Source organism: Rhizobium acidisoli, from assembly GCF_002531755.2.
Classification (GTDB): Bacteria; Pseudomonadota; Alphaproteobacteria; order Rhizobiales; family Rhizobiaceae; genus Rhizobium; species Rhizobium acidisoli.
This window is the reverse complement of record NZ_CP035001.1, coordinates 46,146-62,543: the sequence shown is the minus strand read 5'-3', so window position 1 is coordinate 62,543 and position 16,398 is coordinate 46,146. Positions and strand designations below refer to the sequence as shown.

The window sequence follows — 16,398 nt, the reverse complement described above, 5'->3', positions numbered from 1 at the left end:
GGAAGGCGGCAAGATGAGTGTCCAAAGAAGCGCCTTCATCTTCGCCTGGATCCTTCTTCTTCCGGCCGTCCTCTATGTTCTCGCCATCGTCGCCTATCCCCTTGTCGATACCTTCATTCTCTCCTTCACCGATGCGTCGCTGAAGAAGACCACCAACTGGGTCGGCTGGATCAATTACCAGAAGATCTTCAACGCCACCTTTGCGGAGGTCATCTTCCGCACCTTCGTCTGGACCTTCTTCTCGGTCGCGCTGAAAATGGTGATCGGCACATTCGGTGCGACGATGCTGAATGCCGCCGTGCCGGGCCGCTCGCTGTTCCGGCTCTTGACCATGCCGCCATGGATCGTGCCGATGGCGATCGGCATCTTCATGTGGGGCTGGATGTATAATGGCCAGTTCGGGATGATATCGGGCGTTTTGCAGCGCCTCGGTCTGGTCGACGGTCCGGTCGCCTTCCTCGCCTATGGCAGCACCGCCTTCTGGGCAACGATCGTCACCGATGTGTGGATCGGCGTGCCGCTGGTGACGATCTACTTCCTGGCGGCGATCCAATCGATTCCGAAGGATCTCTATGAGGCCGCCTGGACCGACGGCGCCGGCCGCTGGTACCGCTTCCGCCGTATCACCCTGCCGCTGATGGTGCCCGCCATCATTACCATGTCGATGCTGTCGCTGATCGCCACCTTCAACTCGTTCGACATCATTTGGATCCTGACGCAGGGCGGACCGAGCGGCGAGACGACGACGATGATCATCGATACCTATCAGACCGCCATCGGCTCGAAGAAATATGGTGAAGGGGCGGCGCGCGCCGTACTGATCTGCATCTTCCTGTCGCTCTTCTGCTTCGCCTATTTCCGCGTCACCCGCCGCCTTAACCCGGAGAAGCGCGCATGAGCAGTGCTGCCATGATCGACCGTTACCGCTGGTGGGAAATCATCCTGATCTATTGCGGCATCGCGCTGTTTCTGTTCTTCGTGCTGGCGCCTTTCTTCGAAGGCTTCATGGTGTCGCTGAAACCCCTCAGCCAACTCTTCTCCTCGCCCTACCGCTTCTGGCCGGAGAACGGCTCCTTCGAGGCTTACCGGACGATGTGGGTCAGCGTTCCGGGCTTCGGGCGCTATATCTTCAACTCCTTCTTCATCTCGATCATCGTCACGCTGATCGTGCTCTGCCTCGTCATTCCGGCGGCTTATGCCTTCGCGAAGTTCGAATTCAAGGGCATGGGCATCCTGCTCGGCGCCTTCCTGACGGTGAACATGTTCTCCGGCGCCGTGCTTCTGATCCCGCTCTTCCGGCTGATGCGCAGCATGGGTGTGCTCAACACCTATCTCGCGATGATCGTGCCTGGTGTCGCCTTCCTGATCCCCTCGGCGATCTGGCTGCTGCGCACCTACATGATCCGCATTCCGCAGGAGCTCAACGAAGCCGCCTATATGGATGGCGCCAGCCATTTCTACACGCTTCGCCGCGTCATCCTGCCGATTGCGATGCCGGGGATCATCGTCGTCGCCATCACCACCTTCATCGGCGCTTACGCCCAGCAATTCATCTTCGCGCTGACCTTCAACTCGAAGACCGAATACATGCCCCTGCCGGTGGGCCTCTTTGCTTATTTCGGCAAGCAGGAGGTCATCTGGAACGAACTGATGGCGGCATCCTTCGTCGGCATCGCGCCGGCGATGGTCGTCATCTTCTTCCTTCAGCGCTACCTTGTCGGCGGGCTGACCGCCGGTGCGGTGAAACAATAAGACCAAAAAACGAGTGAACAGCTAACCAAGAACGGGAGTCACGACGTGAATATTACAATCAAGACAGGCCTTATGGCGCTCGCCTTGCTCGGTTCGACGGCACTGACCACGGTCACTGCCCATGCAGCCGACAAGGAAATCAGCTGGATCTATTGCGGCGACACGATCGACCCGGTCCACACCAAATACATCAAGCAGTGGGAAGAAAAGAACGCAGGCTGGAAGATCACCCCCGAGGTCGTCGGCTGGGCGCAGTGCCAGGACAAGGCGACGACGCTTGCCGCCGCCGGCACGCCGGTTGCCATGGCCTATGTCGGCTCGCGCACGCTGAAGGAGTTCGCGCAGAACGATCTCATCGTTCCGGTGCCGATGACCGATGACGAGAAGAAGACCTATTACCCCCACATCGTCGACACGGTGACCTTCGAGGGCAACCAGTGGGGCGTTCCGATCGCCTTCTCCACCAAGGCGCTTTACTGGAACAAGGATCTCTTCAAGCAGGCGGGCCTCGATCCCGAGAAGCCGCCGAAGACCTGGGCCGAAGAAATCGAGATGGCAAAGACCATCAAGGAAAAGACCGGCATTCCGGGCTTCGGTCTCTCCGCCAAGACCTTCGACAACACCATGCACCAGTTCATGCATTGGGTTTACACCAACAACGGCAGTGTAATCGGTGCAGACGGCAAGGTCACGCTCGACAGCCCCGAAATCCTCGCCGCGCTGAAAGCCTATAAGGACATCGTCCCCTACTCCGAAGAAGGCCCGACGGCCTATGAGCAGAACGAAGTACGCGCCATCTTTCTCGACGGCAAGGTGGCGATGATCCAGGCAGGTTCGGGTGCCGCCGACCGTCTGAAGAAGACGCAGATCAGCTGGGGCATCACGACGCTGCCGCTCGGTCCGAACGCCAAGGGCCCGGGCACGCTGCTGATCACCGACAGCCTGGCGATCTTCAAGGGCTCCGGCGTCGAGGACAAGGCGACGGAGTTTGCCAAGTTCATCACCTCGCCGGATGTCCAGTCGGAATACGAGCTGCAGGGCGGCGCCGGCCTCACGCCCCTCCGCCCGTCGGCAAAGGTCGACGAATTCGTCGCCAAGGACCCCTACTGGAAGCCGCTCATCGACGGCATCAGCTATGGTGGTCCCGAGCCGCTCTTCACCGACTATAAGGGCTTCCAGAACTCGATGATCGAAATGATCCAATCGGTGGTGACTGGAAAGGCCGAGCCGGAAGCCGCACTGAAGAAGGCTGCCGGCGAAATCGAAGCCTTCAAGTAATCCCTCCTAAGGCTCCCTCGGGTCGCGGCAAAAGCCGCGGCCCCTCCCCTATATCTAATGTGCGACGAAGACCGCCGGCGGAGACAGATTTTTGGGACAGCTCGTTCTTAACAAAGTTCAGAAATTCTATGGCGACTACGAAGTTCTGAAGGGCGTGCAGCTCGACGTGAAGAACGGCGAGTTCGTCGTCTTCGTCGGGCCGTCTGGCTGCGGCAAATCCACCCTGCTGCGGATGATCGCCGGTCTCGACGCGACGACGGCTGGCGATATCGTCATCGACGGGATCAGGGTCAACGACCTGCCGCCCGTCAAGCGCGGCATCGCCATGGTGTTCCAGTCCTACGCGCTCTATCCGCACATGACCGTTTTCGAAAACATCGCCTTCCCGCTGCGCGTCGAGAAGATGGAGGAGGCAAGGCTCAAGGCCCGGGTGGAAAATGCGGCGCGCATCCTGCATCTCGAACAGCGGCTGCAGCAGAAACCCGGCATGCTATCCGGCGGCCAGCGCCAGCGCGTCGCGATCGGCCGCGCCATCGTGCGCGAACCGAAAATCTTCCTGTTCGACGAGCCGCTGTCCAACCTCGACGCGGCGCTGCGCGCTGATATGCGCATCGAACTTGCCAAGCTGCACAGACAGTTGAAGGCGACGATGATCTATGTGACACACGACCAGGTCGAGGCGATGACGATGGCCGACCGTATCGTCGTGCTCGACGCCGGAGATATCTCCCAGACCGGCGCGCCGCTGGAACTCTATCACAAGCCCGCCAACCAGTTCGTCGCTGGCTTCATCGGCAATCCGAAAATGAATTTTCTCCCCGTGAACTGCAAGGGCGTCAGCGCTGGCGGCGTCGAGGTGGACTATCTCGGCCAGACCGCGGTTCTGCCGGTGACGCCGCGTGACGGCATGGCTGGCAAGACACTGACCCTCGGCATCCGCCCGGAGCATATTCAGCTCAACGGCGGCGACATCGTCTTTACCGTAACGCCGACCGTCATCGAACGCCTCGGCGCCAATACCGTCGCCTACGCCTCGCTCAACGGCGAGGGCGAGAATTTCTGTGCCGTGCTGCCCGGCAGCGTCGGCATCCGCGCCGATGCGCCCGTATCAACCGGCATCAATGCCGCCGACTGCCATCTCTTCGACGAAGCGGGCATCGCGTTTGAGCGGCGGGTGGAGCTCACCGAAATCGATATGAATGTGATCAACCCGACGGCGGCTTGAAGCGACTGGCTCCGTGTCGGCGGCACGTCCGACTGCATTCTTGCTGATATCGAGATCGCGGACGATGTCGCTTCGCCCATCAGAACCATTTCACTCTCGACCGATCCCGACCCCTACCAGACGAGACCGCGGGCCGCGACATCTTCGACGCGTGTCACCACGCCTCCCAGATGAAAGACCATCGTGTCGAACAGGTTGGAAACCACGCAGGTGTGGTTCGGGATGATGAAAAGCTTTTCGCCGATCTGCGGCCGGGGGCCGGTGCAGCCTGAGAGATCGATCACGCCGTGTTCTTCCGAGAGGCTGGTGATCCGGGCCTGGGGATAACCGACGATCAGGCCGTAATCGCTGAAGCCCTGCAGGTCCGAGGTCAGCGCTTTCGAGCCGGCGTCGATGACGGCGCGGTCGGCGGTCGGGCGGGAGACGACGGTGGCGAGCACGTGCATGGCGCAGTCGTCCTCGCTGCAATGGCCCATGCGCACCATCTGGCGGTCGTTGTAGATATAGGTGCCGGCGCGGTGCTCGGTGGCGGACGGGACGAGATGCGCCTCGAACAGGCTCGGCGTTCCGCCGTTGCTGACGATCGGGCAGGCGATGCCGTCGGATTTCAGGCGGTCCAGCGTCTCGGTGATGAAGGCTTCGACGGCGGCCGCCGATTGGGGCTTCGGATAGGTGACGATGCCACCGAAGGTGAGGCCGTCGGCGGCGGCAACGCGCCTGGCGAGCGAGGCGGCTTCTTCAGGCGTCTGCACGCCGCAGCGGCCGCCGCCGGTGTCGCATTCCACAAGCACGGTTAGCGGCTTGTGGCCGGAGAAATGGGCGGCCAGCCCATCAATCGTCGTTTCGCTATCGGCGACGACCTTGAGCGCCGGGATTTTCTCGTTCAGTTTTGCCAGGCGCTCGAGTTTCTGCTGTCCGATTATGTTGAAGGTGATCAGGATGTCGCCGAAGCCGGCTGCGGCAAAGACCTCGGCCTCCGTCACCTTCTGGCAGTTGATGCCCTTGGCGCCGGCGGCAATCTGCGCCACGGCGAGAGCCGGGATCTTGTGCGTCTTGATATGCGGGCGGAAGTTCAGGCCGTGCTCGTCCATATAGGATTGAACGCGGGCGATATTGGCGGCCAGCCGGTCTTCGTCGATCACGGGGCGCGGCGTCGAGAGATCGGCGATCCGGTCTCCCGCCCTGGCGACGACGGCAAAGCTGGCATCATGCATCTAGGCGGCTCCGCGTTCTCTTCCATGGGGATCGGCCACGATCGGCCAGATTGTCTTCGGCGCCCGCCGGTACGGCGTCGTCGCCGGATTATTGGGATAGGGCGTTCCGGCGGAGCAGTAAAGGATCTCGGCGGCAATCCGGGAGAAGGAGGCAAAGAAGTGATTGGTGGATTTGATCACCAGGATCTTCTGCTTCTCGGGATCGATGCCCATCACCGAAAACAGGCTGGGATCGAAGCTCTGGGCGCGCGTCGAATTGAGGATAATGTCGATACCATCGAGGACGATATGGGCGGCATCGCCGAACGGCGCCAGGCTCTCTCCGAACTGCATCTCGGCATTCCTGACGAGCTTGAAGACCTTAACGGTGCCGTCGATCGGATTGCCGGTGCCGGGCGCCGATTTGGCGCCGAAGCGCAGCGGGATTTCGGCCCCCTCGCCTGCGGCAAAACATATCTGCACGGCCACCGGATCCCAGATGGTGCCGATGACAGCACTTCTGACGCCGCGGGCCAGGAGCTCGGCGAGAATGACCGTCGCATCCCCTGCCGTGCCGCCGCCCGGATTGTCCCAGACATCGGCGATTACGACGGGCCATGCAGTTGCAGCAATCGCGCGCGCGACAGCTTCCTTCTCGTCGATCTGTGGGACCATGAAGGTGCCGCGCTTGGAAAACAGCTCGAGGCCGAGCTCGCGCGCCAAATCAGCGCCCTTTTCCGGCTTGCCGTCGGTGACGACCAGCAGCTTCGTTCCCATTTCGGGAACGTCCCCGACCATGAAGCCATGGACCACCGAAATCGACAGGATATCGGGATCTTCCTTCTCGATCCGCATGATCTTGTCGACGAAGGAGCGCATCGGTTCGCGCGATGTCGGGAAGACGTCGATCATCCGGCAGTCGAACACCGAGATGACAGGCTTGACCCGGCCTTCGAGCGTGTCGACGGCGATGCGCCAGAGATCCTCGGCGCGGTCGACGAAATCGGTATGTGGAAATTCCTTGAAATAGACGGCGAAATTAAGCGCCGCGACACGCTTGGCCGTCAGATGGCTGTGCGGGTCGAGTTCGGCGCAGATGAGCACGTCGGGGCCGACGATCTCGCGCATGCGGGAGAGAAGATCGCCTTCGGTATCCTCGTATCCGGCGGCTACCATGGCGCCATGCAGGCCCATGACGACGGCATCGACCGGCATGGCCGCGCGGAGCTGGTCGAGGATTTCGTCGCGCAATTCTTCGTAGGTCGCCCGGTTGACGAGGCCCGCGGGGTCGGCCCAGGTCGCCGTTCCCTCGATCAGCTGCCAACCTTTCTCTTTGGTGACACGCCGTCCAGCGGTGATCGGCGCGGTGCAGAGTGTCGGTGTTTCCGGATGCTGGCCGGGGGGCGCATAAAGAGAGGCTTCGAATGCGCGGCGATCCACGCAGATCGGGGAAAAAGTATTGGTCTCGGTCGCCAATGCTGCCGTGAAAATGCGCAAAAAAGTGGCCTTCGTGTTGTCGGCCCCGCTTTACCCCATCGGGTTCGGCAGGTAGCCGGTGAAACCTGAGATCTTCCAGCGTCCTTGGTGAAGCCTGCAATAATAAAGTGTCTGCCATTGCAGGACGTCGCGAGTGCCGTCCGCCTTGGTAATGCCGCCATCGAATTTCTTGCGGACGAGTGCCATCTCGCCTTCGATCTCGATATCTTCAAGCGTCGTCGTGGTGAAGATCGCCGTGCGCGGATCTTCTGCAAAGCTCTGCGTGGCGAAATCCTTTGCCTGCTTCAGCCATTCCTGGCGATAAGAAGACAGCGTCGGAAAGGCCAGGCGCCACCTGTCGGGGCTGACCTGCTTCTGGGCATCGATGCCGATGAAGCCCTCTTCGACGAAATCATGCTCCACCTTCGACCAGTCGGTGGCGAGAAAGGCGTCGATATCGCGCAAAACGAGCATTTCCCAGATCGCCTGCCGGGCGCTGTCGGAGGGGAAAGGATTCTGGAAAGGATCGCGCATATCAGCCCCGGATTGAAATTCTTTTCATAATTCATGTTTTTCACTGGCCAAATTCTGCTTTCTATGGTCCTTTGTCAACTTATCAAGAAAATAATTTGCAAGGACATCAGCATGCCCATCAAGCGCTATGGCACTGTTCAAACGGGGGCCGGCGGCAAGGCGCTGCCTTTCGCGCGTGCGGTCGAGGCCGACGGATGGCTCTATGTTTCCGGGCAGGTTGCAATGGAAGATGGCGAGATCATCGACGGCAACATTATCGCCCAGACCCACAAGACGATCGCCAATGTTCTGGCAATTCTCGATGAGGCTGGATACGGCGTCGAGGATGTCGTGCGCGTCGGCGTCTGGCTGGATGATCCGCGCGACTTCTGGACCTTCAACAAGATCTACCAGGAGTATTTCGGCGAACATCCACCGGCGCGCGCCTGTGTGCAATCGTCGATGATGGTCGATTGCAAGGTTGAGATCGACTGCGTGGCCTATAAGAAGAAGGGTGCATAAGGAATAAGGGCGGGAGCGGCTTTGGATATCTTTTCGACATTGCAGGAAGACAAGAGCCGGCTCTCTCCCTCCGAAAGCCGCATCGCCGAGATCATCGTCAACGATTTTGAGTTCGCCGTGAACGCCTCGATCATCGAGCTAGCCGAACGGGCCGAGGTATCGCCGCCGACCGTCACCCGCTTTTGCCGGCGGCTCGGCTGCGAGAGCTTTTCCGATTTCAAGGTGCAGCTCGCCCGGACCGCCCATATCGGCGTGCGTTATCTGAAACCGGAATCGAAAAGCACCGATCCCGCCGATGTCGCCCAGGATATCATCACCAAGGCGCAGAACGCGCTCTTTCTCCTGCATCGGTCGCTCGATCTCGCCGCGATCGAAGCCGCCGTTTCGTTTATCGCCAAGGCCGATATGATCTATGCCTTCGGCTCGGGCGGCAATTCGTCGATGATTGCCGACGAGCTGCAGAACCGGCTGTTCCGTCTCGGGCTTCGCATTACGGCAAGTTCCGATCACAGCATGCAGTTGATGATGGCGGCCGCGGCAAGGCCGGGTGATGTGCTGATCGGCTCGTCCTTCTCCGGGCGCAATATGGAGCTGGTCCGGGCCTTCGAGCTTGCCCGCGGCGCCAAGGTGAAGACGATCGCGCTCACCCAGACGGCAAGTCCGGTTGCCAAGGCGGCCGAAATCGTCGTGCCGATCGACCTGCCGGAGGGTAACAACATCTACCGCCCGACCTCGACGCGCATCGCCTACATCGCGACGGTCGATATCCTGTCGAGCCTTGTTGCCTATGCGGTGCAGCCCAAGGCGACGACGACGCTTCGGCGCATCAAGCAGCAGCTCGTCATTCACCGTGACGGCGACGACCGGCAATTGCTTGGAGATTGAGGTTCATGAACGGGAGCGACAGAAAATGACGAAGTCGATAGCGATCGTCACCGGCGCTGCTGGTGATATCGGGGCTGCGATCGCCGCACGGCTCGCCGATGACCACGATGTCGTGTTACTCGCCGACATCGATGCTGCCGGTGCTTCTGCCGTGGCATCAAAGCTCGGGCCGGACGATCGCTTCGTGGCCGCCGGATGTGACGTGACCAGCGAGGCGAGCATTGCCGAACTGGTGAGATGCGTCGCGAACGCCGGCGTAGTGCGAACGCTGGTCAACAATGCCGGTGCGGCGCGCGCCACCAGCCTGCACGAGACGACGCCCGAGATCTGGCGAGCGGATAATGCGCTCAATCTCGAAGCGGCATTCCTGTGTTTCCGCGCCTTCGAACCGATGCTGAAGGCTTCGAAGGGCTCCGTCGTCAACATCGCCTCGGTCAACGGCATGAATGTCTTCGGGCACCCGGCCTATAGCGCCGCCAAGGCCGGCCTGCTGCATTTCACCCGGCTGGTCGCCGTCGAATACGGCAAGTTCGGCATCCGCTCCAACGCGGTTGCACCCGGCACGGTGAAGACGCAGGCCTGGGAGAAACGCGCCGCCGCCAATCCGAATGTTTTCGAGGAAGCGCGCCGCTGGTATCCGCTGCAGCGGGTCGTCGATCCCCAGGATGTCGCCAATGCGGTCGCCTTCCTTGCCGGTCCGCTCGCCGCCGCCATCTCAGGCGTCTGCCTGCCGGTCGATTGCGGCCTGACGGCCGGCCAGGCCGAACTGGCGAGAACCTTCTCGCAATCGGAGCATTACTGATATTCAGGGCTCCAATCTCCGAGCCGAAACATGACATGAATTTCGAGACTGCCGCCGCGGCCGCGCCTGCCGATTTTCCTGACGATTGATGACCCTATGAGCCGCCTCTTCCCCGACGTCTTTCGCAATCCGGCGATCCGCGCCAGTATGATCGCCATTTTCACTTTCGGCATGGCAGGGGCGATGACCGCCCCCTATCGTTCCATCGTCGGCATCCGCGAGTTGGGTTTGAGCGACGGCCTCTATTCCTTTTTGGCCTTCGCGTCGGCGGCGGTAAACGTCGTCATCAGCGTTCTGCTCGGCAACCTCGCCGATCGGCTCGGCGAGTATCGTTCGGCGATGATCGGCGCCTGCATCTTCGGCATCGTCGGCTACGGTATGGTCTATGCCTTTCCGAGCGCGACGGTTTTCATTATTAGCGGGCTGCTGCCGCTACCCATCTACGGGGCTTTGAATTCGCTGCTGTTTGCCAATGCGCGCGCGGCGATGCACGGCATGAACCGCAATGATATGGTGACGGCCAATTCAGGCGTGCGCGCGATGATCTCGCTCTCCTGGGTGCTGATCCCGGGCATCACGGGCCTCGTGCTTTCGGGCGCATCGAGCATGTTGCCGGCCTATCTCTTTGCGGCCATCTCCTGCCTGTTCTGTCAGGGCATCATCGTCTTTTTCCTGCCGAAGCGGGCGGGAACGGAGATGGCCGCGGTTCATCATCTCTCCTATCTCGGAGCGCTCAGGCAGGTCGTGTCGCCGCGGATTTCGGCGCATATCGCCGGCGTCGCGCTGATCACCAGCACGCTGCATTTGAACGATGCCCTTCTGCCGCTGATCGCCACCGGTGCTGCCCATGGCGCGCTCAGCGATGTCGGCATTCTTGTCGGCATCGTCGCCCTGCTGGAGATCGTCTTCATCATCGTCTGGTCGCGGATTGCGCGGAAGACCGGGCAGATGACGGCGCTTGCCGCCGGCACGATCATCTATGCCTTATTCCTCAGCCTTCTCGGCTTTGCCTCCGAGCCATGGCACCTCTATGCACTGACCTTGCTCGCCGGCATAGGTGCTGCGGCGATCATCAGCTTTCCGATCACCTATCTGCAGGATCTCATCGCCGATCGGCCGGGGCTCGGCAGCGCGCTGATCTCCGTCAATATCTTTGCGAGTGCGGGGATCGGCGCACTGGTTTTTGCCGCCGGCACCTGGGCGACAGGTTATTCCGGGACCGCGATGCTGGGCGCCGTCACCGGACTGTCGGGCATCACAATCCTCGGCCTGCTGCAGCGGCGGAATGCCGTTGCGCCTGGTGACGTCGAGGTTCAGTAAAATCCCACGGAAAAATGTGGCTTTCATCCCTATCCGTCTTGTGACAAGGGTGGTGCACCATTTCCTTTGAAGGCAACATGAAGGCAATCTCCGGCACGAATCTCGAGCAGGCCAAGTCTCACAACCGGCGTGTGGTGATCGAGGCTGTCCGCACCAACGGTCCCTTGTCGCGCGCGGCGATAGCCCGGATGACGGCGCTGACCGCCCAGACCGTGTCGAATATCGTCGAGGAACTGGAGCGGTCGCATCTGCTCGTTCCGGCCGAGGCGCAGAAGCTGGCGCGGGGACAGCCGATCATCCCCTATTCGATCAATCCCGCCGGCGCCTATTCGATCGGTCTCGAGCTTGGCCGTCAGCGTGCCAGCGGGGTTCTGACGGATCTCTCCGGCGCCGTCTGCGCGCGTATCGAGCGCCACGTCGAACATCCCGATCCGCAACGGGCGATGCCGGTACTGCAATCGATTGTCGAGGACATTCAGCAGGCCTTCATCTTCGACCGAAACCGGCTGCTCGGCGTCGGCATGGCCCTGCCCGGCCGCTATGCCGATGGCGGCATCACCTCTCTCAGCCCGCAAAACCTGCCCGGCTGGCAGGATTTTCCCGTCGGGCATGAGTTGGAGCAGCGGGTCAAGGTGCCGGTGCTCGTCGAAAACGACGCGACCGCAGCCGCGATCGGCGAACGCCTTCACGGCGTCGCCCGCGGTTTGAGCAGCTTCGTCTATCTGTTTCTTGCCGGCGGCGGCGGCATCGGCGCCGGAATGTTCCTCGACGGCCACCTCTACAAGGGCAGCCGCAACAATGCCGGCGAGATCGGCCATATCATCGTCGAGCCGCACGGCAAGCTCTGCAGCTGCGGCAAGCGCGGCTGCCTCGACCGCTACATCTCGCCGACCGTCGCTTACGAATTCATGGGCATAACCAATGCCGAGGAACTGTCTTCCGACGATCTCGACGCGCTGATCGCTGGGGGTGGCGAAGGCCTGGACGCCTGGCTCGACCAAGCCGTCCAGCCGCTGCGGCAGACGCTCGACTTCCTCGAACTTGCCTTCGATCCGCAGACCATCGTGTTCGGCGGCAGCATATCGACATCGCTGATGCGCCGGCTTGCGGAACGGCTGGAGCCGCTGCATGTGCCGATCGATCCCAACCGGACGCGCAGCGTGCCCCGGGTGATGATCGGCATGACCGGCAAGGATACCGCCATCCTCGGCGCCGCCGCCCTGCCGATCTTTTTCGAAACCAATCCGCGCTTCGACGTTCTGCAAAAGCCGGTCGGCTAAGCGACGATTGCAGCCTATTCAAACAGAATGAGGCTTGCCGGCGTTGGCGGCATCGGTTTGACTCTGACGCCGGCAAGGCCGGCCAGTCTAGCCATCTCCTTCAGCTCATCTTGCGTATAGGCTTGGCCCGCCGGCGTGCTGGCGAGCATCTCCCAGGAGAAGGCCGCCGGAAAAGGCGGCGATACGCGATCTTCGTTCGGCACGAAATCGACAGCGACGATCCGACCACCCCCTGCAAGGCTGGCGATGATCTTTCGCAGCAGCCCTGCGCATGTCGGCAGATCGAAATGGTGCAGGAAATTCGGCAGCAGGACGAGATCATAATCCGTGCCCCAGTCGACATCGAAGGCACTGCCGGCGATCGTCCGATACCGGTCAGCGACGCCGGCTCTTTCCGCATTCTGCCGCGACAGCTTCAGGACCGCCGCCCAATCGACGGCGATGATCTCCGCCGACGGAAGGGCTTTTGCAATTTCGATCCCGAACAGGCCCGGACCTGCGGCAATGTCCAGAACCTTTTTGAAGGGCTTTCCCAAGCCGGAGATTTCGTCAGCCAGTAATTTGGCGCTGAGGCCGGTAAAGGAGCCCATGCCGCGCGCAAATTTCAACCAGACGGGATTGTCCGGCGACATGTTCGCGAGCCCGGGCGAACCGCCGTTTCGCACGACGGCGGCCGGATCGCGCAGGAAATTATCCAGTATTTCGGGTGCGGCGACGAACTCGACAGCGGAGCCCATATAGGCCGGCGAATTGCGATCGAGGAACATTCTGGTCGCCGGAGTCATCCGGTACTCTCCGCTCTCCTTTGTCAGGAAACCGTGGACCACGAGGTAATCGCAGAGGATGCCCACCCCACGCTCCGAGGCGCTGGTTGCCGATGCCAGCAAGGCTGCCGTTTTGCCCTCGCCGATATGGGTAAAGAGATCGAGCTCGATGGCCGCCCTGATCGCTGCCGTCTTGCGGCAGGCAAACAGCGCATCGACCACGAGTTCGGGTGACACGACGCCAGCATCGGCGTCTTCGGCGATCGTTTCCATGGTATCCCCCAACAGCCCTCGATCGGTCTTGCCTGGCAGCGCCAGCCGCGGGAATTATGCGTGCATTCGCATATTCTACAATACTTACCGCGCTAACCCGATCGGGTGCTCCGACGGCCGACCGGTCACCTGCGGTCAGAGCCAGAGATCCACTCGCAATCAAAAACACGTTCGGACCTGCAAATTCAGAATTTCCTGCTCAAGACGTCGGGGAATTCAGCCTTCTCAGCGACTGGCGCTGACCTATGCTTTTTCTCGAAACAGACGGCTTCCCCGCAGCCAAATCAAGGACGAATCGCATGGCTATTTTCCGCCCGAAATACATCACCTTCGACTGCCACGGCACGCTGATCAACTTTCAGATGGCGGAGGCCGCGCGCGACCTTTATGGCGACCGCATGAACGAGCAGAAGATGCTCGAGTTCATCAAGGACTTCTCCGCATACCGTCTGGATGAAGTCATCGGGGATTGGAAGCCCTATGCCGACGTGGTCCATAACGCGCTCTCAAGAACCTGCAAACGCAATGGCATCGACTTCAGGGACGAAGACGCAAGGCTCGTATACGAACGCGTACCGACCTGGGGACCGCATGCGGACGTTCCGGCTGGCCTTGCCAAAGTCGCCAAGGAAATTCCGCTTGTCATCCTTTCGAACGCCATGAACGCGCAGATCATGTCGAATGTCGTAAAGCTCGGCGCGCCCTTCCACGCAGTTTATACCGCCGAAGAGGCTGGTGCCTACAAGCCGCACTTCCGCGCGTTCGAATATATGCTGGACATGCTCGGCTGCGGCCCGGAAGACATACTCCATTGCTCCTCCTCGTTCCGCTACGATCTAATGAGCGCCCACGACCTCGGGATCAAGAACAAGGTTTGGGTCAATCGCGGTCATGAGCCGGCCAATCCCTATTACGGCTATACCGAGATCGCCGATATCTCGGAATTGCCAGGTGTCGTCGGGCTCTAAGAAAGACCGAACCGATCCCTTCTTGCAGCTCAAAAAAGCAACCGCCGTGCGCTCACATTTCTCAGCGCGCGCACGACGATCTCGGGGCGATCCTCAAAATCTATTGGAGGTGCCAGGCTCGGCTTTACGACTCCTGTAGCCCATAGAGCAGCGGCATCAGCCCGGCCAGCGCCTTGAAGCGTTCCCATGACTTCGACGATGGTTTCGTCCAGCCGGTTTCGGCAAGTCCGGAAAGACGCGGAAAAACGAGGCGGTCGAAAACGGCGCGATCAGTCATCGGCTCGGACCAGATGCAGGCCTGGATGCCGAGCAGTCTCTGCTTCTGCGCCGCTGTCCAGCCGCCAACCGGATCGAAATTATAGAGTTTTTCCGCATCCGACGTTCCCGCCCAGCTGGCGCCGGGCTCGTCCCAGTCCGGCCGCAGCGCCATGTCGAGGTAATAGACCTGGCCGGGGCAGACGACCATCGCGTAGCCGCGTTCGGCAAGTTCGGCCGAGACTTCGACATTGCGCCAGCTGCAGAGATAGCTCTTCGCTTTGTCGATGACATCGCCGTGGGCCGCCTCTTCCCAGCCGCCGGTGATGCAGCCCTTGCTCGCCAGGAAACGCTGAATGCGCTCCAGGAATTCGGCCTGCAGGATCGCCGCACCCGAGCCGTGGATATCGTCGGCGCCATGCGTATTGGTCACGACGTTCAGCCGCTTGGCGTGGGCGTCGGCAAGGCCATCGCCGGCGACGCTACGCAGCCGGTCGAGCGCTGCCGGCGACCCGGACCACGCGCCGAGCGGCACTTCGTCGGCGCCGAGATGGATTGTCTTGAACGGGAAGAGTTCGATGAGTTCTGTCAGGATGGTCTCGACGATCTCGTAGGTCTTCTCGAGGGCGGGGTTGATGCAATTGTCAGGAAAACCCTGAACCGAATAATAGCTGCCGACCTCGGCCGGATCGCGCAGTTCCGGTATCGCCTGCTGCATGGCGTAGCAATGGCCGGGCATGTCGATCTCCGGCACGATCTCGACGCCGAAGCTCTTTGCCTCAGCGACGATCTCGCGGATGACTGATTTGGGATAATAACCGCCCGTGCGGGCCGGGCTGGAACCGAGCAGCGGCGGAACGGCAAGGCCGTGGCCGCGCCAGGCGCCGATTTCGGTCAGCGCGGGATAGGCGTCGATCTCGACGCGCCAGGCCTCGTCGTCGGAAAGGTGCCAGTGGAAGCGGTTGAGCTTGTTCCAGGCCAGCACCGCGATCAGCTTCTTGACTTCGGCAGCACCGTAGAACTGGCGGGCGACATCGAGATGCAGGCCGCGCCAGCCCATTGCCGGCTCATCGACGATCTCGCCGGATGCCGGAAACAGGAAGACGCCGGGATGCAGCCTTGCGCCGCGCCAGATCTGGCCGAGGGTGACGAGGCCGTAGAGAAAGCCGGTCCGGCTGCTCGCCTCCACCGTCAGCCTCTCCTCGTCAAAGCTCAGCCGATAGGCTTCGGGGCCGAAGCCGGCGGCATCCTTCAGGGTGACGGGCACCGCCCCTTCCGCCTCGGTGCGCACGATGCCTTCGACGGCGAAGAGATGGTCGACCAGCGCCGCGAAGCTCTGCGCCGCCGCCTCCCCTTCGCCGCTCTGCGCCTGCGGCGCAAAACCGGCCGGCAATGGACGGCGCGCGGCGATCGCCACATGGTTCGGCCAGGGAATGATCGACACCTGAACGGGCGCATTGGCGGGAACCGGATAGATCTCGGCGCCCCGCTTCAGAGCCGCATTGCTGACCGAAGAGCGCGTCGGCTCGATGCCGAGCACGATGGTGCCGCCATCGGAAAGCGCGAGATAGGCGCTCGTCGCACCATCCGTCCAATGGCGGAACTGCCAGCTCAGCGCGTAGACCGAGATCGTCCAGGTCTCGCCCGCGGCGAGAACGAAATCGACCGGCGGCTGGAATTCGGTGAAATTGGAGAGCCGCTTTGAGACCGTGGCGCCTTCGACCCGTCCGGCCGGATCGACCCGGCCCGGACCGCTGATGCAGAGTGAAAAGCCCGAAATCGGCGCGCTGCCGAGGTTCTTGAGGCGCAGGACATAGGAGAACTCCTTGCCGTCGGCAGGCGGGTTCCAAAGGGTTTCAAGCCGCAGGGTTTTCGGTCGCGGTGTGGACATG

General features: G+C 61.5%; 15 protein-coding genes. 10 read left to right on the top strand and 5 right to left on the bottom strand.

Annotation, left to right across the window (positions count from 1 at the left end):
• The first annotated feature begins 13 nt into the window (after nt 1-13).
• The 4 genes from CO657_RS29155 to CO657_RS29140 all read left to right on the top strand — a co-directional run bounded on the left by CO657_RS29155 (nt 14) and on the right by CO657_RS29140 (nt 4,255).
• Nucleotides 14-898 (top strand): carbohydrate ABC transporter permease, encoded by an 885-nt coding sequence (locus tag CO657_RS29155; protein WP_054184546.1) that lies wholly within the window; start codon nt 14-16, stop codon nt 896-898.
• Nucleotides 895-1,752: a carbohydrate ABC transporter permease gene (locus CO657_RS29150; protein WP_003594798.1), complete on the top strand. Its 858-nt coding sequence runs from the start codon at nt 895-897 to the stop codon at nt 1,750-1,752. The genes CO657_RS29155 and CO657_RS29150 overlap by 4 nt, the downstream gene beginning before the upstream one ends.
• Nucleotides 1,753-1,824: 72 nt before the next feature.
• Nucleotides 1,825-3,030: an ABC transporter substrate-binding protein gene (locus tag CO657_RS29145; protein ID WP_037074333.1), complete on the top strand. Its 1,206-nt coding sequence runs from the start codon at nt 1,825-1,827 to the stop codon at nt 3,028-3,030.
• A 91-nt stretch (nt 3,031-3,121) separates the two neighbouring features.
• A complete protein-coding gene (locus CO657_RS29140) occupies nt 3,122-4,255 on the top strand; it encodes an ABC transporter ATP-binding protein (protein ID WP_054184547.1) in 1,134 nt (377 codons plus the stop codon).
• A gap of 113 nt (nt 4,256-4,368) precedes the next feature.
• Here CO657_RS29140 and CO657_RS29135 read toward each other — a convergent pair whose 3' ends face one another.
• The 3 genes from CO657_RS29135 to CO657_RS29125 are packed head-to-tail and all read right to left on the bottom strand — an operon-like array spanning nt 4,369 to nt 7,458.
• Nucleotides 4,369-5,469, bottom strand: a complete 1,101-nt coding sequence (locus CO657_RS29135; RefSeq protein ID WP_054184548.1) for a D-TA family PLP-dependent enzyme — start codon at nt 5,467-5,469, stop codon at nt 4,369-4,371.
• Complete coding sequence (locus CO657_RS29130) at nt 5,470-6,945, bottom strand: M81 family metallopeptidase (protein ID WP_054184549.1); 1,476 nt, start codon at nt 6,943-6,945, stop codon at nt 5,470-5,472.
• A 30-nt stretch (nt 6,946-6,975) separates the two neighbouring features.
• Nucleotides 6,976-7,458 (bottom strand): hypothetical protein, encoded by a 483-nt coding sequence (locus CO657_RS29125; protein ID WP_003594807.1) that lies wholly within the window; start codon nt 7,456-7,458, stop codon nt 6,976-6,978.
• A 111-nt stretch (nt 7,459-7,569) separates the two neighbouring features.
• Here CO657_RS29125 and CO657_RS29120 point away from each other — a divergent pair, with 111 nt between their 5' ends.
• The 5 genes from CO657_RS29120 (at nt 7,570) to CO657_RS29100 (ending at nt 12,246) form a co-directional block, all read left to right on the top strand.
• Nucleotides 7,570-7,959: a RidA family protein gene (locus tag CO657_RS29120; RefSeq protein ID WP_054184612.1), complete on the top strand. Its 390-nt coding sequence runs from the start codon at nt 7,570-7,572 to the stop codon at nt 7,957-7,959.
• Nucleotides 7,960-7,980: 21 nt separating this feature from the next.
• Complete coding sequence (locus tag CO657_RS29115; RefSeq protein ID WP_054184550.1) at nt 7,981-8,844, top strand: MurR/RpiR family transcriptional regulator; 864 nt, start codon at nt 7,981-7,983, stop codon at nt 8,842-8,844.
• Between the two features lie 25 nt (nt 8,845-8,869).
• Entirely contained in the window at nt 8,870-9,646 is a 777-nt protein-coding gene (locus CO657_RS29110; protein ID WP_054184551.1) for an SDR family oxidoreductase, read from the top strand.
• Between the two features lie 96 nt (nt 9,647-9,742).
• Nucleotides 9,743-10,966 carry an MFS transporter gene (locus tag CO657_RS29105; protein WP_054184552.1) on the top strand — a complete coding sequence of 408 codons (1,224 nt, stop codon included), beginning with the start codon at nt 9,743-9,745 and terminating at the stop codon, nt 10,964-10,966.
• A 77-nt stretch (nt 10,967-11,043) separates the two neighbouring features.
• Entirely contained in the window at nt 11,044-12,246 is a 1,203-nt protein-coding gene (locus tag CO657_RS29100) for an ROK family transcriptional regulator (protein ID WP_054184553.1), read from the top strand.
• 14 nt (nt 12,247-12,260) lie between these two features.
• Here CO657_RS29100 and CO657_RS29095 read toward each other — a convergent pair whose 3' ends face one another.
• Entirely contained in the window at nt 12,261-13,283 is a 1,023-nt protein-coding gene (locus CO657_RS29095; RefSeq protein WP_054184554.1) for an SAM-dependent methyltransferase, read from the bottom strand.
• A 299-nt stretch (nt 13,284-13,582) separates the two neighbouring features.
• Between CO657_RS29095 and CO657_RS29090 the strand changes: the two genes are divergently transcribed.
• On the top strand, nt 13,583-14,251 hold the full coding sequence (locus CO657_RS29090; RefSeq protein WP_054184613.1) for a haloacid dehalogenase type II: 669 nt from the start codon (nt 13,583-13,585) through the stop codon (nt 14,249-14,251).
• 124 nt (nt 14,252-14,375) lie between these two features.
• Here the strand turns inward: CO657_RS29090 and CO657_RS29085 are convergent, their stop codons facing one another.
• Entirely contained in the window at nt 14,376-16,397 is a 2,022-nt protein-coding gene (locus tag CO657_RS29085) for a beta-N-acetylhexosaminidase (protein WP_054184555.1), read from the bottom strand.
• Between the last annotated feature and the right edge of the window lies 1 nt (nt 16,398).